General features: G+C 46.0%; 17 protein-coding genes. 9 read left to right on the top strand and 8 right to left on the bottom strand.

Annotation, left to right across the window (positions count from 1 at the left end; all coding sequences use genetic code 11):
• Window positions 1–72: 72 nt before the first annotated feature.
• Window positions 73–1,260: a glycine C-acetyltransferase gene (locus ABWW54_RS00710; protein WP_353409065.1), complete on the top strand. Its 1,188-nt coding sequence runs from the start codon at window positions 73–75 to the stop codon at window positions 1,258–1,260.
• Window positions 1,260–2,282, top strand: coding sequence for an L-threonine 3-dehydrogenase (gene tdh / locus ABWW54_RS00705; RefSeq protein WP_353409063.1), 1,023 nt, complete (start codon window positions 1,260–1,262; stop codon window positions 2,280–2,282). The genes ABWW54_RS00710 and tdh overlap by 1 nt, the downstream gene beginning before the upstream one ends.
• A 71-nt stretch (window positions 2,283–2,353) precedes the next feature.
• Here the strand turns inward: tdh and ABWW54_RS00700 are convergent, their stop codons facing one another.
• Window positions 2,354–3,190: a purine-nucleoside phosphorylase gene (locus ABWW54_RS00700; protein WP_353409061.1), complete on the bottom strand. Its 837-nt coding sequence runs from the start codon at window positions 3,188–3,190 to the stop codon at window positions 2,354–2,356.
• Window positions 3,191–3,306: 116 nt separating this feature from the next.
• Here ABWW54_RS00700 and ABWW54_RS00695 point away from each other — a divergent pair, with 116 nt between their 5' ends.
• Together ABWW54_RS00695 and ABWW54_RS00690 are read left to right on the top strand one after the other, a co-directional pair.
• Entirely contained in the window at window positions 3,307–4,002 is a 696-nt protein-coding gene (locus ABWW54_RS00695) for an NUDIX hydrolase (RefSeq protein ID WP_353409059.1), read from the top strand.
• Between the two features lie 38 nt (window positions 4,003–4,040).
• Window positions 4,041–4,619: a thioredoxin family protein gene (locus tag ABWW54_RS00690; protein ID WP_353409057.1), complete on the top strand. Its 579-nt coding sequence runs from the start codon at window positions 4,041–4,043 to the stop codon at window positions 4,617–4,619.
• Between the two features lie 58 nt (window positions 4,620–4,677).
• Here the strand turns inward: ABWW54_RS00690 and ABWW54_RS00685 are convergent, their stop codons facing one another.
• Both ABWW54_RS00685 and ABWW54_RS00680 read right to left on the bottom strand, forming a co-directional pair.
• The gene (locus ABWW54_RS00685) at window positions 4,678–5,517 is read right to left on the bottom strand and encodes an SDR family NAD(P)-dependent oxidoreductase (protein ID WP_353409055.1); all 840 of its coding nucleotides are present in this window, start codon (window positions 5,515–5,517) and stop codon (window positions 4,678–4,680) included.
• A complete protein-coding gene (locus ABWW54_RS00680; RefSeq protein ID WP_353409054.1) occupies window positions 5,514–6,179 on the bottom strand; it encodes a TetR/AcrR family transcriptional regulator in 666 nt (221 codons plus the stop codon). Before ABWW54_RS00680 ends, ABWW54_RS00685 begins: the two co-directional genes overlap by 4 nt.
• A gap of 165 nt (window positions 6,180–6,344) precedes the next feature.
• Here ABWW54_RS00680 and ABWW54_RS00675 point away from each other — a divergent pair, with 165 nt between their 5' ends.
• Together ABWW54_RS00675 and ABWW54_RS00670 are read left to right on the top strand one after the other, a co-directional pair.
• Complete coding sequence (locus ABWW54_RS00675; RefSeq protein WP_353409053.1) at window positions 6,345–7,217, top strand: metal-dependent hydrolase; 873 nt, start codon at window positions 6,345–6,347, stop codon at window positions 7,215–7,217.
• A gap of 19 nt (window positions 7,218–7,236) precedes the next feature.
• The gene (locus ABWW54_RS00670) at window positions 7,237–8,658 is read left to right on the top strand and encodes a flavin-containing monooxygenase (protein WP_353409051.1); all 1,422 of its coding nucleotides are present in this window, start codon (window positions 7,237–7,239) and stop codon (window positions 8,656–8,658) included.
• A 69-nt stretch (window positions 8,659–8,727) separates the two neighbouring features.
• On the opposite strand, the gene ABWW54_RS00665 is transcribed toward ABWW54_RS00670, so the two are convergent.
• From ABWW54_RS00665 to ABWW54_RS00645, 5 genes are all read right to left on the bottom strand, one after another.
• Window positions 8,728–9,900 (bottom strand): helix-turn-helix domain-containing protein, encoded by a 1,173-nt coding sequence (locus ABWW54_RS00665; RefSeq protein ID WP_353409049.1) that lies wholly within the window; start codon window positions 9,898–9,900, stop codon window positions 8,728–8,730.
• Window positions 9,901–10,020: 120 nt separating this feature from the next.
• Window positions 10,021–10,767: a sugar-binding protein gene (locus ABWW54_RS00660; protein WP_353409047.1), complete on the bottom strand. Its 747-nt coding sequence runs from the start codon at window positions 10,765–10,767 to the stop codon at window positions 10,021–10,023.
• Window positions 10,768–10,781: 14 nt separating this feature from the next.
• Window positions 10,782–11,300 (bottom strand): gluconokinase, encoded by a 519-nt coding sequence (locus ABWW54_RS00655; protein WP_353409045.1) that lies wholly within the window; start codon window positions 11,298–11,300, stop codon window positions 10,782–10,784.
• A complete protein-coding gene (locus ABWW54_RS00650; RefSeq protein WP_353409043.1) occupies window positions 11,290–13,674 on the bottom strand; it encodes a GH36-type glycosyl hydrolase domain-containing protein in 2,385 nt (794 codons plus the stop codon). The genes ABWW54_RS00655 and ABWW54_RS00650 overlap by 11 nt, the downstream gene beginning before the upstream one ends.
• A gap of 14 nt (window positions 13,675–13,688) precedes the next feature.
• Window positions 13,689–15,074 carry an MFS transporter gene (locus tag ABWW54_RS00645; RefSeq protein ID WP_353409041.1) on the bottom strand — a complete coding sequence of 462 codons (1,386 nt, stop codon included), beginning with the start codon at window positions 15,072–15,074 and terminating at the stop codon, window positions 13,689–13,691.
• Between the two features lie 75 nt (window positions 15,075–15,149).
• Between ABWW54_RS00645 and ABWW54_RS00640 the strand changes: the two genes are divergently transcribed.
• The 3 genes from ABWW54_RS00640 to fbaA all read left to right on the top strand — a co-directional run bounded on the left by ABWW54_RS00640 (window position 15,150) and on the right by fbaA (window position 19,959).
• Window positions 15,150–15,341, top strand: coding sequence for a hypothetical protein (locus ABWW54_RS00640; protein WP_353409039.1), 192 nt, complete (start codon window positions 15,150–15,152; stop codon window positions 15,339–15,341).
• Window positions 15,342–15,823: 482 nt separating this feature from the next.
• A complete protein-coding gene (locus ABWW54_RS00635; protein WP_353409037.1) occupies window positions 15,824–18,529 on the top strand; it encodes a glycoside hydrolase family 3 protein in 2,706 nt (901 codons plus the stop codon).
• A 356-nt stretch (window positions 18,530–18,885) separates the two neighbouring features.
• Window positions 18,886–19,959, top strand: a complete 1,074-nt coding sequence (fbaA, locus tag ABWW54_RS00630; RefSeq protein WP_353409035.1) for a class II fructose-bisphosphate aldolase — start codon at window positions 18,886–18,888, stop codon at window positions 19,957–19,959.
• Window positions 19,960–19,967: the final 8 nt, after the last annotated feature.

Here is a 19,967-nt window from a genome sequence, read left to right as displayed (position 1 = left end):
GCTCGGCATCAGTTCGCATCGCGTTTTTTGGCGTTAGTATCACCAGAATTAGAATTTAATAGGGGGCCTCTAATGGATCTTCTTTCCCATCTTCAGCAAGAAATAAACCAGCTTAAACAAACCGGTTTGTATAAAGCTGAGCGCGTTATTAGCTCGTCTCAACAGGCTCAGGTTTCTCTAGTGCAAGGCGACACAGTATTAAATATGTGCGCAAACAATTATCTAGGCTTGGCAAATCATGAACAGTTAATCGAAGCGGCTAAGGGCGGATTAGACAGCCATGGATTTGGTATGGCGTCTGTGCGATTTATATGCGGTACTCAAGACATTCATAAACAACTGGAGAAGAGCTTAAGCGACTTTCTGGGAATGGAAGACACTATTTTGTATTCGTCATGCTTCGATGCTAACGCTGGTTTATTTGAAACTTTGCTTGGAGCCCAAGACGCCATTATTTCGGACGCTTTGAATCACGCAAGTATCATTGACGGGGTACGGTTATGTAAGGCCAAACGCTATCGCTATGCAAATAATGACATGCAGGAATTAGAAGCGCAGCTCAAAGCCGCGAAGGCGGAAAACCCACGTTTCATGTTGATTGCCACCGACGGCGTTTTTTCAATGGATGGGGTAATCGCCAATCTAACAGGGATTTGCGATTTGGCTGAAAAATACGGTGCGATGGTCATGGTGGACGATTCTCATGCTGTCGGCTTTATTGGTGAAAATGGTCGTGGCACTCACGAGTATTGTGATGTGATGGATCGGGTCGATATCATTACTGGCACTTTAGGCAAGGCAATGGGAGGAGCTTCTGGCGGATTCACGGCGGCTAAAAAAGAAGTGGTGGAATGGTTGCGTCAGAGATCACGCCCATATTTGTTTTCTAATTCTCTAGCACCAGCAATTGTGTCGGCCTCAATTCATGTATTGGGTATGCTTAAGGATGGTAAAGCACTGCGTACGCGCTTGGAGCGCAACTCAGAGCATTTCCGAACACGCATGAATGAAGCTGGATTCAATTTAGCTGGCGCCGATCATGCAATCATACCGGTGATGTTGGGAGATGCGAAGGTAGCGTCGGAAATGGCCGCTAAAATGCTGGACAAAGGCGTTTATGTCGTTAGTTTCTCCTTCCCTGTTGTACCGAAAGGCGCCGCTCGGATACGAACTCAAATGTCGGCGGCTCATTCATTGGAACAAATTGACTATGTGGTTGATGCGTTTATCAGTGTTGGCAAAGAAATGCAGGTGATTTAATGAAGGCTCTCTCAAAATTGCATTCAGAACCGGGTATGTGGATGGTCGATGCCCCGAGACCCGAGTATGGCCACAACGATCTATTAATCAAGATTCGAAAGACGGCCATTTGTGGCACTGATATGCATATTTATCATTGGGATGAATGGTCGCAGAATACCATTCCAGTCCCAATGATTGTCGGTCACGAATACGTGGGTGAGGTCGTCGCTATGGGGCAGGAAGTAAAAGGCTTTGAAGCCGGTGATCGCGTCTCTGGTGAGGGCCACATTACCTGTGGGCACTGCCGTAATTGCCGAGCTGGTAGAGTTCATCTATGCCGCAATACCATCGGAGTTGGGGTGAATCGACAGGGTGCGTTTGCTGAGTATCTAGTAATACCCGCCTACAATGCTTTTAAAATACCTGACAATATCAGCGATGATTTGGCGGCGATCTTTGATCCTTTTGGAAATGCTGTTCATACGGCACTGTCATTTAATTTAACCGGTGAAGATGTGCTAATAACCGGGGCGGGGCCAATAGGAATAATGGCTGCTGCGGTCGCTAAACACGTGGGGGCTCGACACGTTGTCGTGACTGATGTCAATGACTATCGCTTAGACTTAGCTTCTAAAATGAACGCCACACGGACCGTAAACGTCGCCAAGGAAGACATACGCGATGTTATGTCTGAGCTCGGTATGACCGAAGGCTTTGATGTTGGAATGGAAATGTCTGGGGTTCCCTCGGCGTTTACCAGCATGTTGGAGAATATGAATCATGGTGGAAAAATAGCCATGTTGGGAATCCCGCCAAAAGACATGGCCGTAGATTGGAATCAGGTGATCTTCAAAGGGCTTGAAATCAAAGGTATTTATGGGCGTGAAATGTTTGAAACCTGGTATAAAATGGCCAGTCTTATTCAGTCTGGCTTAGATTTAAGTCCAATGTTAACCCATGAATACCCAATCGATGAATTTCAAGCTGGTTTTGAAAAAATGGCATCCGGCCAATCTGGCAAAGTTATTCTAAATTGGTGAGCTGGGTTCGGTCTGTGGAATAACGCATGCTGTTTGGTAGGCATTAAGAATTATGAAATGAGTGTTTAGAGTCAGTTTTGGGCAAGCACTGTTTCCAGAATCGATTTGATTTTTTGACCGGCGAGGCTGGCGTTAGCCAATACTTCTTCAATGGTGTCTGGCTGTTGGTTTGCATCACCCAGGGCTAAATTGGTGATGGCCGACAGTCCTAGCACATCCATGCCGATGTGATTTGCCGCGATTACTTCGAGCACTGTTGACATCCCGACGGCGTCAGCGCCAAGGGTCCGAAACATGCGTCTTTCAGCGGAAGTTTCTAACGACGGTCCAGTGACGCCGATGTAAATACCGCTGTGTAATGAGGTGCCGTTTTTTTCGGCTGCCGAAAAAGCGCTACCAGAAAGTGTTTTTGAGTAGGCCGTGGACATATCAGGAAATCTCACTCCGAAGTCTTCTGCCTGCCCAATGACCGGATTTTGACCAGTGAAATTAATATGATCGTTAATCAGCATAACGTCACCTGGCCGATAATTTGGATTCAATGCGCCAGCGGCATTCGTGACCACTAAAGAGTTTGTTCCTAATTGCCCAAGCGCATAAATCATCGTGCACACCTCTTGCGCGCTATAGCCTTCATAAAGATGCTGTCGTCCTGAACACAATGCGATTGTCTTGGTGCCATTACTGACAAGCTCCAGTAGGCCTTTGTGGCTTGGTGCGGTGGATTGAGGTAACCCATCAATTTGTTGATATTCTATATCACCTACTTTATCGAACCCATTTAACTCCAACCCAGATAACCCGCTACCTAGGATAACGGCTTGTTCGATGGAGTCGCCAAATTGTGAGCGGATACTGCGTTGTGCACTCTCGACGTTTTGTTTAAAAGCTTGGTAGGAATTCTTCATGGATATGCTCAGAGTAAGGGCGTTATGCGATTGTTTAGTATTCTAGAACAGATTAACTGTATCAGGCATAATTGGGTTTATGTTGTAGTGAATTAGGCCGTTAGGCACAGGGCGGGATGCACCAATTAGATCAAACTCAGTTACAGTTGATACGTGATTATCAGCCTAAGGAGCGAGTACAGCAAACATTAATGAAAGCCGCTGTGACGTTAATTTTACGAGACACTAAACACGGAACTGAAGTTCTGTTAATGCAGCGAGCTTTTCACCCGAAAGATCCGTGGTCAGGCCAAATGTCTTTTCCCGGCGGAAAAATCGAGACAACTGATGAGTCTTCTAGAGCAGCCGCTGAGCGAGAGGCATTTGAAGAAGTTGGTGCTAAGCTAAACGATCAAGATTACGTTGGCCGTCTTGATGACCTCTATGGCTTGAAAGTAAATGACGTCTTTAGTGTGCACATTGCCTGTTTTGTGTACAAAGTATCACGGGACTTGGAGTTGGTAGCGAATGAAGAAGTAGCTGACATGGTTTGGCTTCCATTTCAGTTTCTCAACGACCGAAAAAATGCACACGATTTTGTGCATCCGAGTGAGCCTTCATTGGCTATGCCTGCGGTAATGATCAATGCACAAAAATCGCAAATCTTGTGGGGGTTGAGTTTGCGCATGTTGAGCAATTTGCACGTCGTGTTAAATCAGCCTATGGCCGTCCTCAGCAAGCAAGAACATGCGCAATTACGAGAAATAGAAAAGCGAGAGCTAAGTGAGAAAGTGCTTGAAAAAATCCAGCAAGAATTAGACGATGGAAACTGAATTTTCATCCTCTGAAACGTTTATCTAAAGGTATTAAAATGGTTGCTGTTTCCTCTACTATGCAAGCGCTTGGAAGTCTGGCTCATGATTTTTCCTTGCCAGACGTTCGACGCGACAATACATTGATTTCATTGGCCGACTACTTGAATAAGCCTCTATTACTAATGTTCATATGTAATCACTGTCCGTATGTGGTTCACATAGCACAAAAAATGACCGAATTGGGTAATGAAGCCCAGTCAAAGGGGTTTGGTGTGGTTGCGATAAGTGCAAATGATTCAGTCGCGTATCCCCAAGATGGACCCGAACCGATGGTTGATTTTGCAAAACAGCACGGGTTTGAGTTTCCCTATTTATTTGACGAGACTCAAAGTGTCGCAAAAGAGTATGCGGCTGCCTGCACCCCTGATTTTTTTGTTTATGATAGAGGCCATCGCCTGCGCTATCGAGGACAGATGGACTCATCTAGGCCTGGCAACGCTCTTATTGTTGATGGTGCTGATCTTAATAGCGCGATTAATGACGTTCTGCATTCGGGCTTTGCCAATGAAGAACAAGTTCCGAGTATCGGCTGCAACATTAAATGGCGTTCTGGGAATGAGCCGGACTACTTTTAACTAAAACTGCATGTCCCATGAATGAAACGCTCTCACAGCACGTTGGTGAAGTACCACATTACCGCCGAGCGACCTTCATGATCAGCTCTAGGGCTTGATGATAGTGGTTTGGGAAATGCCGTTGAATCCAATCCATTGTTTTTGCGTCTCCCCCAATCACCAACCTCCTTTTGTTCCTTTTTACAGCGTTAATTATTTGTGTAGCTGCGGACTGAGCTGTGGTTCTGGCCAGCTTTTCAAACTCCTCAGCGTCAGCCAGGAACATTTGATCTAGATCGGTGGGTGGTGTGCTTCCTTCGCGTGAATTGAGGGCAATATTCGTTTTTATCCCTCCAGGGTGTACTGACGTACAGCTTACCTTGGAGCCAGTGGCGTTGAGCTCTTGGCGCAACGCCTCAGTTAAACCACGAACGGCAAACTTGCTGGCATTGTAGGCTGCTTGTCCCGGCACCCCAATCAGTCCGAACAAGCTAGAGACATTGACGATATGCCCCCATTGGGCTCGCTGTAGGTGTGGAAGAAAGGCTTTGGTGCCATACAACACGCCGGAAAAGTTGATGCTCATTAGCCACTCAAATTCCTCTAAGGTCGTGTTTTCAAAGGTGCCTGTACTCAGCGCTACACCAGCGTTATTAATGATAACGTTGATTTGATCGAAGTGTTCTTGTACCAAGTCAGCATAAGCAAAGACACTTTCTTTATCGCTCACGTCCAATTGGTGAGAGTGGACATTAATGCCTTCGCGGCTAACGAGTTCGGTGGTTTCCTGGAGCGTATCTCCATTCAAGTCAGAAATTGCCAGATCAGCCCCTAGATGCGCAAGCTCAATTGCGAGCTCTCGCCCAATTCCGCTGCCCGCACCGGTGATTACATAGGTTGCTCCTTTAAATTTATTCATGATTTCTTACCGTCGTTATCAATTTCGTTTGAGGTGTGGCTTGCACTTAAGCTGGTATCGAGTTGATGGTCACGTAGGTTGAGCAAAATTTCGGCTAGCCATTGCTTAAAATGCGCGCGTTCGGACTCGTCTGTGCCAAAACCAAGAGCCTCTTTTATGCTGCTTCCAGACACTACTTCCCCTACCAATGCTAGAGTAACCAGCATTACCAATCGGTTGGTGTTCTCTTTCGATGCCGTTGGGTCCATGGATTTTCTAAATTCGTGAGACAGCGTGACGATTTGCTCCATATTAGAACGCAAAGAGCTTTCAGCGCCGCTTAAATGTAGCCACACTGCAGAGCGACCTTCGTCACCATGATACGAGGTTTCAAGAACACGAGTAATTGCGTTGACACGTTCTTCAGGTGGCGCTCTTAACGCGTCGTCAATTGCGCGGGTGATTCGCTCTGTCGCTCTTTGCCCAACTCGTTCAGCCAGAGCATTGATCAGGCCCTCGCGGGAGCCGAAATGATGAATGATATTTGGGTGAGCCATTCCTGCCTTCTTTGCAACGGCGCTGATGCGTAAACCCGCCGGGCCTACATCAACCATGAGGGCCTCTGCGGCATCGAGAATCGCATTCTTTGCGATTTCGGGTGAACTATGCGTTTTTCTAGCCATTGGTATGTTGACAGTTTTGTAAATAGGTTCTAAATTAGTGTCATTCTAGTTTACAAAACTGTAAACAACAAGCTGCGCAACGTTGAATTAGCCGTATTTGGCCTAAATACGGCTAACGACTCAGCTTGAATATCTAACCATAGGCCAGTTTAGTTTGAGGTTGTTATGGCTGCCGAATCACCATCTTTAACTGTCGATGAGCCAAGTGTGCACGGTGTATCCAGATCAAGAATAGACATTGAGCCGCGCCGTGTTGGGTTTGAGTACGAGGATGTAGACTCTCCGTTCTTTTACGAAGGAAATCCATGTATCTCAGCAATGTGGGTTTCTTTGTCGGCTAGTTTTCCTCTGGGTGAGGCTGAGTTTATTAAGTCGACGCGTTTTTTCGAAGATCAAATTACCGATGAGAAGCTTAAGGAGGATGTCAAAAATTTTGTACAACAAGAAGCGCATCATTCATTGCAGCACCGTCAGGTAAACAAGTATTTTGATGGGCTGGGTTACTCAACAAGTAAACTCGAGGATTTCTATAAACAGGAACTCGATAAGCGGGCGAACAAATGGAGTCATGAAAGACGACTCGCTCACACTGTGGTGGTAGAGCACGTCACGGCGGTGATGGCGCATTATGCTTTGACGAAGAAAGAGCGTATGGCGGGGTTTCCTGAGTCTATCCGTTCATTGTTTCAATGGCATGCCATTGAAGAAATAGAGCACAAGTCAGTGACGTTTGATGTCTACCAACACTGCGTTGGAAACCGCAAGCTACTGATGTGGGCGTACTATTATTTTTTCTATTATGAGTTTCCATTGAACGTGTATCTGTCGAGTCGGTTTTTGTTAAAGGATATGGGCTATAAGGTTTCCTGGGCTGAGCGAAAAGGCTTATGGAATTACTTGAATGGTGAAGACGGCCTCGTAAGTTCGATGAAACCACTTTATCGTTTGTTTCGAAAGCCAGGCTTTCATCCTTGGGATCACGATGACTCAGCGCTCGTTGCTGATTGGAAGCAGCGACTCTCCCCCTATTTTAAGTAGTATCAGCAGAGCATTTGTAATGAATAATATAGAACATCTTGACGCGATTGTAATCGGCGCGGGTATCTCAGGAATTAGTGCCGCTTATCATTTGCAAAAACATTGTCCGACTAAGCGTTATAAGGTGTTAGAGAAAAGGGCTAATCTGGGGGGTACTTGGGATCTATTTAACTATCCTGGGATCAGGTCTGATTCTGATATGTACACCTTTGGCTTTTCATTTCGCCATTGGGAAGATGATTCATCAATTGCTGAGAAAGGCAAAATACTCAACTATCTGGGTGAGACAGCAAAGCAATTCGGTATTGATAAGAGAATTGATTACGAGGTGGAAGTACGCAAAGCGAGCTGGGATTCAAACGAGAATCGCTGGACGTTAACCACGAGAACCGGTGATCAATATTGTTGTCAGTATCTTTTTATGTGCTCTGGGTATTACAACTACGAGCAGGCTCACACCCCTGAATTTGATGGAATAGAGCGTTTCAACGGAGATGTGATTCACCCGCAATTTTGGCCTAAAGACTTTGATTATTCAGGAAAAAAGGTTGTTGTCATCGGTTCTGGGGCGACAGCAATCACATTAGTTCCAGCAATGGCGGATACCGCAGAACATGTGACTATGCTTCAGCGGTCGCCAACGTATATGGGGGCTAAACCCGCAGTAGACCCCATTGCAAACAGGCTGGGGTCACTGTTTGGTCGTTGGGCAGCTCGCTGGTGGTTTATTTTATCAACAATGTTTATCTTCGCTTTCTGCAAATTGTTTCCAAGCAAAGCCAAGCGAGTAATGAAACAAGAGATTAAAGATCTTTTGGGAGACAAATTTGACGACAAGCACTTTACGCCAACTTATGATCCTTGGGATCAGCGTGTCTGTTTGTGCCCTGATGGCGATTTTTTTGACGCGTTAAATGATGAAAAAGCATCGATAGAAACAGACACAATAGATGGCTTTGAAGTGGATGGTATACGATTGAATTCCGGTAAGAAACTCGACGCTGATGTCATCGTTACGGCTACCGGCTTAAAGATCCAGTTTTTTGGTGGCATGGATATTGTGATTGATGAGCAACCGCTTAGGCCCAATGATGCCTATGTCTATAAAGGAATGATGCTTAGTGATGTGCCGAATACCTTTTTAGCCGTTGGTTATACCAATGCGTCATGGACCTTAAAAGTGGATTTGACTCACCGTTACGCCACTCGATTGATAAATTACATGGATAAAAACGGGTATCAGCAAGGTAAGCCAAAAGTTAAAAAGGAGATGCACGATATACCATTATTGAATTTGAGCTCTGGATACATTCAGCGTTCTATAGAAGAGCTTCCCAAACAAGCGTCCCGTAAACCATGGCGCTTAAATCAAAACTACATTTTGGACACCATTGCATTAAAATATTCGCCAGTAACAGATCAAGAAATGGAGTTTTTATAGATTTACTTCTTGGATTCGACCGAATGGCGCATGGATTTGTCATCTATACGCCGACATCGAGAGCGGGCATTATTTCCCAAGCATTTTATTGCGATATTGACTGGGTGTGCTTCCTACCATTTTCTTGAAAAACGTGTTGAACGTAGCCTTGCTGTTGAATCCACAATCGGCCATGACTTCAATCATGGTTTTCGTACTTTGATCGGGGTTAGCAAGAATTTGCTTTGCTTCTTCCACTCGATAGTGATTTACGAACTCAAAAAAGTTGTGGTTGTAGTGACGGTTGATCACGTTAGATAAACTTCGTGATGACATTTGTAATTGTTTCGCGAGTTGGTCTAAGGTCAAAATGTTAGCAAGAAAGGGCTTTTTTTCAGTCATGTGTGTTTCAATCAGTGTGACCACCGCGGGGTCGATCTCGACCTTTTCAAGTTCCGGGTGCGCTTCTTTTGTTTCGCTGATCGGTTCTATTCCTTCAAACAGAGAGGATTGAGAAATGCTTCTGAAAATGAGAGCACTCACCAAGATAAAAACAGTGTAATTTCCAGTTAATCCTAGAAACTCAACGTCAATCGTATAGGGTGTATGAACACTAATGAGTATCGCGACCGAGACTAACACGGCCCATATACGTACGACTAAAAAGCCAATAACCAAAAAGTTAAGCCAACCAAAGTCAATTTCGTCGGCATTTGAATAACGTTTTCGAATTTGTTGACGACAATGTCGAATGTCAATCAAACACATTACGCTAAACGCCGCGCGTAAAAGTTCTCTAGCGAATCCGGTTAGGTGTCGCTCCAATGTGCCTTGATTCCAGTCATAGCCAGATAAGAAGGAATATTTGTCAGAATAACTCAGGGCGTAGAAATCAATGGTCACCCAGACTAAATATAACGCCGCCGGCGCCAGAAATAGTAAATCAATTCGGCTTAGTCGGTAATCTTTATAGACTAACGAGCGAGTGTACCAGAGCAGAATTGGCCCTTCGAGCCAGTACGCGATTTCGAAAACACGATACAGGTTGGGGGAGAAGTTAAGGGCAATGAGTTTAAACCCGTCACCATAGTTGATTAGTAAGTGGAGCGGGATAAAGGCTTGAGTAATGAGAAACCCAATCAGAAAAATATCACTTTTGTGCCGTTTATGCGGCACCAACATTATGAGCAACGCAAACAACAAACTCTGGTAGATGGTCGCCAGAAGTATGATGTCGTGCGTATTAAATATTAGGTTTTTCACTCTACTCTCCTAGGTGATCGGATGAGAGTATAACCTAAGCGTAGATGAATCTGGTGGCCCTAAAACAGCTCGTTGATCGAGCTGTTTGCTGAGAAGTTTGGTTGATCTAATATCGCCCGTTCAGTCCTTTGCATTGACCAACGTCAGAGTATCAAATACATCGGCATCAATATAGCCTCGATTCCTATCGCCATTAACTGGTTCAATTTCATGAGAGCCGATAAAGTGCTGTCGACCGTCTGGGCCATCTGAGTCGCAATAGGCCACCATAAATCCAAGCGTTTTTCCGGCAGACAATGTAATAGGTTTGGCTGTATTGTTAATGTCTTTGAACGTGTCTGGGTAAACTAGGAAAGCGGCTTCCCAAATGATCTTATTGCCTGACTCGCTCGAGCGCTTCCAAACGCTCTCAACGTGTTCATTGAGCAAACGTGGTTTACTCTTGAGGTTGTAATCAACGGTTTGGTTGTCGAGCGCTATGTGATAAGCAAATGCGTTGTAATTATCTAAGTGCTTGCCGCCGGATTTGTCTTCGTCTAAAAAAACTTCCAGAGTGTCGTCTTCCCAATACATTTCTAGCGGGTCGGCGTGTGTGTCGATGAGGATGTCATCAACGATCTCGGCTAACAAAAAAAGTCTGTCTTCGTTCCAGATAACTTTAAATCGACCTGTGAAATCTTCCGCACTCGGGGCTTCACCAAGCGTCAGTTGATCGATGGACTCCCATTGAGCCGCGTCCCAAATTGACTGATCGATGCGCCCATCGATCACTGGAGCTTGTTTAGCATAGGGTGATTCATACGCTTGCACTGATAAGCACAGGGATGAAACCAGTAATAAAACAAGGGATATTATTCTTAATGGCACGTTTTTCTCCGAAATTAGGGTGTTGAATTGCGTAATGCAGTGAGTGATCGTTCAATGAGTTCATCTATCGAGCAATCAATATCGACACTAATTGTGCCGGGGTCAAAGCTAGGGTCTTCCAGTGCTTGATACTGGCTTTCTAGTAAGCTGCTTGGCATGAAATGGTGTTGACGTTTTTCCATTCTGCTTTTTATTAAGTCAATGGGCCCGTTCAAATAGAGTGTGGTCACCGACGTCGCCGCAGACCGTATTTTTGATCGATGCGTTTCTCTTAGGCCCGAAAATGACAAAACACAGCGCTCACCGGATTGTATTGTGGTCACTAAATAGTCGTAGATAGCGTTTATCCATGGTGTGCGCATTTGATCTGTAAGGGGGCGACCGCTTTCCATGCAACGCTTGTTTTCGATCGAATGGAAGTCGTCTGCTTCAACAAATGTGTAGTTTAGGTGTTTGGCAACGGCAGAGGCAATAGTGGACTTTCCGCAGCCACTGACCCCCATCACTACGATTAATTGAGAGTCACCCGCCATTAGGCAACTCCACTTTAACGTCATAGTGACAGCCGGGTTCTATATTTTTAATTAATGCGCCGCTTAAAAGCACGTCATTCACATGGATCCTGGCCTGCTGAACGTCGCTATTTCTCGTAATGTCGATGTTGAATTCCGAGCCCCTGAAAAATCGCGTTAGTTTTGCCGATGGCCAGTTAGTCGGCATATTAGGAGATATTTTCAAGCCGTCTTTCGTGCCGGCAACGCCAAATAAGCCGTCTATTAAGCAGCGCATGAACCAATGAACTGTGCCGGTATTGAATAGTTGGCTTGAGCGCCCAGCTGTGCGCTTGAATTGGCGATATGCGCCTCGATAATAATTCGGTATAAATACTGGGAGTTGCCCGCGCTTCTCCAGATCATCAGACTCATTGTTTGGCAGCATTTTTCTAATGACATCGTAAGCTCGATCCGCGTGGCCTTGTTGATACAATGCATAGCTGTAGAATGCCGCCGCGTGGTTGTAAACAGAGCCGTTTTCAGCTGAGCCGGGGTGTTTCTGAGTAAGCCGTCCAACGTCTTCTCTCATGCTGGTGTAGGCTGGCGATAGCATCTCTACGCCAAAGGGGGTGACGAGGTGCAGATCAATTGCAGCGATCATTGCCGCTTCTCTGCTTGAGCTCGCTGCGCCGCTTAACATAGCCCATGATTGTGGGTTGAGGTAAATTTTGCCCTCGGAGTCGTCAGCGATGCCAAAAAGTTTTCCATCGTCCGTAATACCTCGGCCGTACCAGTCGCCATCCCACAGATGTTTGTTGACAGCCGCATTACATGCATTGCTCATGGCCTGAAACTCAGCGGTGAGGTCAGGAAGGTTTTGAGCATGGCAGATTGAAGACCATACTTTGCAGGCGTAGGCTGTGGCTAATGTGAGCCAGCCTGAAACGCCCTTACCTTTGTGTCCGACCATATTCATGGGGTCACACCAGTCGCCTTGTGCGATGAACGTTAGGCCTCGGTCATCTCGTTGATTGAACAGCCATCGCATCGCTCGGTGGATGTGTTCCGCCACGGTTGTTTGCTCGTCTGAATCAGCAAACCCGATGGTATTTTCGAGAAATTCGAAATCGTTCGTTTCTTGTAGGTAGGCGTCAATACAAATAGGTAACCACACACAGTGATCCATGTGCGGTATTTGATTGATGTATTTAAGTTCCGCTTGTTCGCTGAGTAGGACGCCATCAGGCATGGCGCCATTCGTGCTTTGTTGAGATAGAGCACGTATAAATGCAGAGCGCGCTCGCTCTGGGGATACGTACGCCATTCCCATGTTGTCTTGCAGATAATTTCGTGTTTGAGGGTCGGTGCTTAACCGATTAACATCGCCATGATAATAAACCTGACGCGGTAGCCAATGATTAACAAAGTTGTCCAGTTCTTTATCCGGCGTCTCTATTGAAAGGGGAGAGCGGCTGCGATTTATGTAATTTTGGTACTCTTTCGACGCTCGTGAGAACCCGTCGTTCTCAGTAAATAGGGCTGCATTTATCGCCTCAATTTCTTCCAGATTCTTTGCGGGTCCAAAAGCGAATCTCAATTGCTCATGTTGTCCTGGCTTTAGCCTTAGGGAATATTGCATCGCGCAGGTTGGTGTTTCGTAACTCGCTTCTTCGTTGCCTAAGTTTGCGGTCGAAAGCGCGTCTGGATTATGGAGACCCCCGTCTCCTTCAAAAGCCGATTGGCGTGCGCAATAGGAGTCCGGTGATCGTTCGGCCAGCAAGAACGTCAGATCTTTTAAATCTCTGTTTTTAAAATAGTCCGAATACTGTTGGTAAGGGGTAATGGATTTACAAACAATGGCTTGTAAGCTCTCATCGTAGTTCGCTGACTGATTCATCCAAGACATGTAGCCGACTGGAAAATAGGGTGTCAGCGATAGTCGTTTATCGACGTTCGCTACATTCTTTATTTGAACCTCCCAAAGTTCAAGTGGGCGATCGGGACTGAGTGTGACGCATATCTTGAGTTCAATGTCATTCTGCACCACTAGCCATGAAATGCAGTCGCCCGAGACTGAGAAGTCAAAACTGCGAGGCTGGCTTCTAACGGGCTCAAACGGAGCCGAGAATAATTCCTTGCTATCTAAATCTTTTACATAGAAAAAGCGGCCTGGGTGATGAGCGTAGTATGGCTGCTCAGGCTGCATAAAGGTCTTCGCTTCGAGGTTCGGTGCGTGAGCGTACTTTGCTGGCTCAGGTTGCATGAACTGAGCTGTGGCATACCCTCTGCAATTTATTTGCAGCATCATTGAAGGGTTCCACAGAAACGCCGAAGCCAGAGGCATTGCGGTAGGCGAACTCAGAGATACGGTTTGCCCTTTTAAACGAACTAAGGGCGATTTACTTTGTTTCATTGTTGTAGAGTCTTCTATCGGTTCGCCATGGAGGCTCTTTCAGCTAATTCGGTTTGAATTAGATCAAGCTTTTTATTGCTTAGGTTGTAAAACGAGACGACCACCACCGCGATAAGTGCAAAAATGCCGGGAAGAGCCGTTTGTAAAAAGTTGATGCCATCCATTGAGGCACCAGTTTGTGCTTGATTCGCTTGATACCCTAACATTCCTAGCAGCCCGAGCATCGCGGCGGACCCTGCTGCGCTACCAAGTTTCTGAGAAAAGGTGGCGGCCGAGAAGGTCATGGCCGTCGCACGATTGCCGGTGCGCCATTCGTTATAGTCGGCAGCGTCTGCGTACATAGACCACGTTAATGGAGACTTAGGACCTAACGCCAAACTAATCAGTATGTTTAGGGTGAACATAGCCCAAATCATGTCCTTAGGCACAAAATAGAATATGAATGACAAGATTGCCACGATGCTCATGAGGACAATCAGTAGTTTTCTCTTGTCAAACGCGCTCATTAAGAATGGCGTGGCTAAGCAGCCTGTTAGATAGGCGATCGATTGCCAGAATAGATAGTTTCCTAAAAGGCCTTCCTGGCCAACGTAGTATTTGAAATAGTAAAAGGCTGATCCAGCTCGCAACGTGAATGTGATCATCAATATCAGGGCTAGAATAAACAAAATAATCCACGCTCGATTTTGCAGTAGTTCTTTGATGTCTTCAGTGGGGCGAGTCTTCTGAGTGGGTGGTGGGGCCACACGTTCTTTGGTGAACAAGAATGTAATCAGGAAAATCACTGAAGCGATTGTGCCGTAAAGCGCGACACTCATTTGCCACCCTAATTCCGGGTTTGATTCGCCCAGCGCTTCGATCAAATCTGGGGTAAATTTCCCGATCAAGGCCGACGCGAGAAACGCGAAGATGAACCTGACGCTAACCAGTAGATTTCGCTCCCGCACATTACCGGTGATTACGCCAGAGAGCGATGAATACGGCGTTGATAAAATTGTGTAACAAAGCATCATCGCGCAATAGGTGGCAAAGGCCCAGATAGCTTTCCCTTGCAGAGAAAGATCCGGGGTTGAAAACGCCAAGACAGCGGAAATCCCCATTGGGATAGCGCCCCATACTAAATAGGGGCGAAATTTTCCCCAACGGGTATTGGTTCGATCTGCGATCGCGCCCATCAGAGGGTCAGTAAATGCATCAACAATTTTGGCCCAAAATATGACGCCGGCAGCCATCGCCGCACTTAAACCTAGTGTGTCCGTATAAAACGCCGCTAGGTAGCCACCAATGAGTGCCCAATAAAAATTAAATCCCGCGTCACCAACCCCGTAGCCCAATCGCTCTTTCCATGAAAGTGTGGCTAGACGAGACGTGCTATTTTCTGAAATAGTCTTAGTATTCAAAAGCTTAACCTCATAATTTACGATTTTTGTCGTAAAATTTTGTGTTTTTTCAGTATAGCCGATAGGAGTCGGAGAATGAGCTTCAGCGGCGTTCAACTTTTCGTAATACTTAAATTTGAACGTTCAAATACACGTAAGGGCGTGAAGTTTGACGACGAGGTTGACTCACCCTCATATAGTTGGACTCGTATCAAAAGAAGACTGTTTTTGATGCACAGCATGGCCGCCGTAATCGAGACTATCGAACGTTTTCTTGGAGATTTATAAAATGAGAGTCACACGGCGCGTTAATCAAGTAATACATCGACGAAGATCGATTTGATTGAATTTCATGCATCGCTTAGTTGGGGCGAACCGGGATTGCTGCGATAAGCAGAAGCCGGCGAAACTTTATTAAATAGAGGAGGAAATAACCGTATCAGGTAGGTGAGGTCAATCTTCACTGCAGTCTGAACGTGTTACCGAAATTTTATCTCTTGCTCCCATCGAGCGTGGTCGTGACCGATTTACATCGATTCACGTCTTAGTGTCGGTCTTTGTGCGAGTTGCGCGTTAAGCGTCAGACTCCAGATGTGACAGGCATGAGCATTTCAGGCTCGAAGCGGCAATGATCTGTTTTTTTGCTTTTCGAGCCTGAACTAAGCTCAAAAACAACAATAAATAATTAGAACTAGCTATAAAGCGATATCTGGTTGCTAGGGGCGGCCCATCAGTCAGGGTTTCTTGCGAGAGGTATTGCGGGTAACAGAATGATCAGTATGTTTTCTCCATCAAAAGAAGGTTTAGGTCGTAAGTCATTATTGACTTCAAATGCATTTATCCAAGGATCCGTGCTAGGCAATAGGCATTTGAAGAGCGCTCTCATTGCGGGATTTTTGGTGTCCACTCTAGGCGCGTGCACTTCCAGTAGCGTGAATGAGTCTACGCAGGCTGACAACGCTTCTTCTGATAAGGTAGCAACAGAAGAAACCGGATATCAGCCACATCTTTGGCCTAAGCGTGACACCAGCCCTCCACGAAATGATGATGTGGAGCGACGTGCAAAACAGGTGTTAGCGCAAATGTCAGTGGAGGAAAAAGTTGGGCAGATAATGCAGCCTGAACTTAAATACGTTACAGCTGAGGACATTAGAAAGTATCACATCGGTTCTGTGCTAAATGGGGGTGGCACTTCACCCAATAATAACAAGTTTGCTACCGTTGAAGACTGGGCCAATTTGGCGCAGCAGTTCTACACCGCTTCTATGGATACATCAGATGGAAAAGTAGCCATTCCACTGATATGGGGTTCAGACGCGGTCCATGGTAACAACAATGTTTATGGCGCCACTTTGTTTCCTCATAATATCGGTTTAGGTGCCGCTGGTGACCCCGAATTAATGTTCCGAGTTGGACGTGCAACCGCAATGGAAGTCGTTGCTACCGGAGTCGATTGGACATTTGGCCCCACCGTGGCGGTAGTGAGAGATGTTCGGTGGGGAAGAACCTATGAGTCGTATTCGGAAGACCCTAAAATTGTACGAGAATACGCAAGTGAAATGGTGCGTGGAATCCAAGGCGCCGACTCAACCCCTGGATATAAGCCAAAAAATGTAGTGGCAACAGCCAAGCACTTTTTGGGGGACGGTGGCACAACACAAGGTGTGGACAGGGGCGACACAGCCGTCAGCGAAAAAGAGCTTGTGGACGTGCATGCGGCTGGATATATCTCCGCGCTCGATGGAAACGTACTCACAACCATGGCGTCGTTTAATAGTTGGAACGGTAATAAGCTGCACGGACATAAATACTTGATGACGGACATTCTCAAAAGCCGCATGGGTTTTGATGGCTTGGTGGTAAGTGATTGGAATGGTCACATGCAGGTGCCTGGTTGTTCTGTCAAACAATGTGCGGCGGCGATAAACGCAGGCCTAGATCTAGTTATGGTGCCCAGCGATTGGAAAGCCATGCTCGAGAACACGATCAACGCTGTCAATTCTGGTGAAATCCCCATGGCGCGTTTGGACGACGCCGTAACGCGTGTTTTACGAGTTAAGTTGCGCGCAGGTCTCTTTGATGTCGGCCCAGTCTTAAATAGGCCTCATGTCGGAGATGTATCGCTAATGGGGCATAAGGACCACCGAGCGGTCGCACGCGAAGCGGTAAGAAAGTCGTTGGTGATGCTAAAGAATAATGGTTCCGTTTTGCCGCTGTCTTCAAAAAGCAATATTTTGGTGGCAGGCGATGGTGCTCATAATATTGGTAAGCAGGCCGGCGGCTGGACCTTGTCTTGGCAGGGAACTGGCAATAAAAATGAAGACTTTCCTGGCGCATCTAGCATCTGGGATGGGATTCGGGATCAGGTTGAAAGCGCTGGTGGAAAGGCGGTGTTAAAAGAAGATGGGGCGTGGTCTAAGCAAGATTTCGATGGTAAGGCGCCGGATGTTGCGGTTGTTGTTTATGGTGAGGAGCCCTATGCAGAATGGCATGGCGATATCACTAACATTGAATATCAGTATGGGCGAAAGTCGGATATCAAATTGCTTAAAAAGCTAAAGGATCAGAATATCCCCGTTGTGTCTGTATTCATTACTGGGCGCCCGCTTTGGGTGAATAAGGAGTTGAATGCATCAGACGCTTTCGTCGTTGCTTGGTTGCCTGGTTCTGAAGGAGCGGGTGTGGCAGAGGTCTTATTGAAGAGCGAGGACAACTCTATTCAATATGATTTTCAAGGGAAGTTATCCTTTAGTTGGCCCAAATCCGTTTCTCAATCTGTCTTGAATGTTGGGCAAGAAGGTTACGATCCGCTATTCCCTTACGGCTATGGATTGACTTACGGTGACTCAGCATTAATTGCCAATAATTTGGATGAGAGCACCGCGCGGATGACCGCAGGTTCCTTGGAAGAATCTTGGATGTTCGTATCACGAGAAATGTCTGAATATCAATTTCGCCTAATCGAAGAGGGCGCTGAACCCGTCTTGGTGGATGGAAACAGAAAGGTCAGTGCAGACGACGAAAACCTTTTGCTGATGTCTGTAGACAAGGTAGCGCAAGAAGATGCGCGCAGAATGTCTTGGAAGGGTTTACGCCCAGCCACGGTGTCTCTTGCAGCAAAATATCCACTGGATTTTAGCGAATATCTACGTCAAAGCTCGGTGTTGTCTTTTTCAATGCGAGTGGATAAAGCCCCCAAGGGAAATGTGAGTTTGTCGATGGTTTGCGCGCAAGACTGTGATAAATCAGTGGACTTTACCGCATCGCTTAAAGCCGCTTCGGTGGGTGAATACGTAGACTATAAGTTTGATCTAGGGTGCTTCGTTAACGATGAGGCAACTCTAAAAGCACTAACTCAGGCGTTTGTTATTAGCTCTGATGACGAGCTTGATGTAGTGGTATCGGACATTAAGGTTATGCCGAATGTGGCCAAGGGTCTTAAAAACGACTGCGGCCATGCTGTCGCGCTCAACTAGGTCACTGAGATTGATAATTTGAAAGAATAAAAATCTAAACTGATTGTATTGACGTTAGGTTGAACGATTTCCTCCTCTCTCCTCCTCTCTCCTCCTCTGAGGTGGAAACAGCAGCGGCAATGTTGATTTCGGTTAACATTGCCGCTTTGCTGCTGTTTTTATGGCAAATTCTCTCGGTAAAATATTGATTATCAAGTGCAGTTTGGTTGATTCGCGGGACATTAAGGCTCAATGAGTTTAAACTACGGCCATCTGACCATCTTGCTATGCAATACGCCATTTCACGAACTGTATTTCGCTAACACAAGGTGAGAATTAATTCTGATTTTAGTCAAGCCATACATGGAGGAGAGACCATGAGCAAATTTCGCACGGGCGTACTTTACGGCCAAGAATTGATAGACGTTTACGAAGACGCCAAAGCTAACGGTTATGCATTACCTGGTGTCAATGCGGTTGGTACGTCAAGCGTCAATGGCATTTTGGAGACCGCTGCAAAAGTCCAATCACCGGTTATCGTTCAGCTGTCTTTTGGTGGTGGCCATTTTTATGCAGGAAAGAGTCTGAAGAATGACAACTTGCAAGCGTCGGCATTGGGGTGTATCTCGGCCGCTAGACATGTGCACGAGTTGGCTGAAATGTATGGCGTGTCAGTGATTCTTCATACCGATCATTGTTCACTCGAAAACATAGCTTGGGTCGATCAGTTGATTGAATACCAGGAGGGTTTTTATGAACGCTTTGGTAAGCCTTTGTTTAGCTCTCACATGCTGGACTTGTCCGAGGAGACTTTAGAAGAAAATATTGAGATTTGCGAAAAATATCTCACTCGGTTGAGTAAAATCGAGGTCGGTTTAGAGATAGAGTTGGGTATCACAGGTGGTGAAGAAGACGGCGTTGATAATTCAGACGTGGACGTTAGTAAATTGTACACACACCCATCTGAGGTGTTTTATGCGTACGAACGCTTAAGTAAAATAAGTCCAAATTTTACCATCGCGGCGGCATTTGGGAATGTGCATGGTGTCTATAAGCCGGGCAACGTCAAACTGTCAGTCGAAATCCTCAAAAATTCGCAAAATTTTGTGGCGGACGAGATCGGCAAAACAGGCACTAAACCGGTCAGTTTTGTTTTCCATGGTGGCTCAGGTTCGTCTCAGGATGACATCAGAAAATCCATTGAGTATGGCGTAATCAAGATGAACTTAGATACGGATATGCAGTGGGCATTTAGCGCCGGTTTGAGGGATTATTTTAAGGATAATGCGGACTATGTTGCTACTCAAATAGGTAATCCAGAAGGGGACGATGTTCCGAATAAGAAGTATTACGATCCAAGAAAGATGCTGCGCCAGGCTGAAGAATATTTTGTTGCGCGGCTTGAAGAGTCGTTCGCGGATTTGAATTGCGTACAGCGTAATATTGACTAGTCTTGGCA

The organism is Arenicella sp. 4NH20-0111 (genome assembly GCF_040366405.1).
In the GTDB taxonomy this organism is placed as follows: Bacteria; Pseudomonadota; Gammaproteobacteria; order Arenicellales; family Arenicellaceae; genus Arenicella.
The sequence above is the reverse complement of the archived record's forward strand: the minus strand, read 5'-3'. Positions and strand labels throughout refer to the sequence as shown.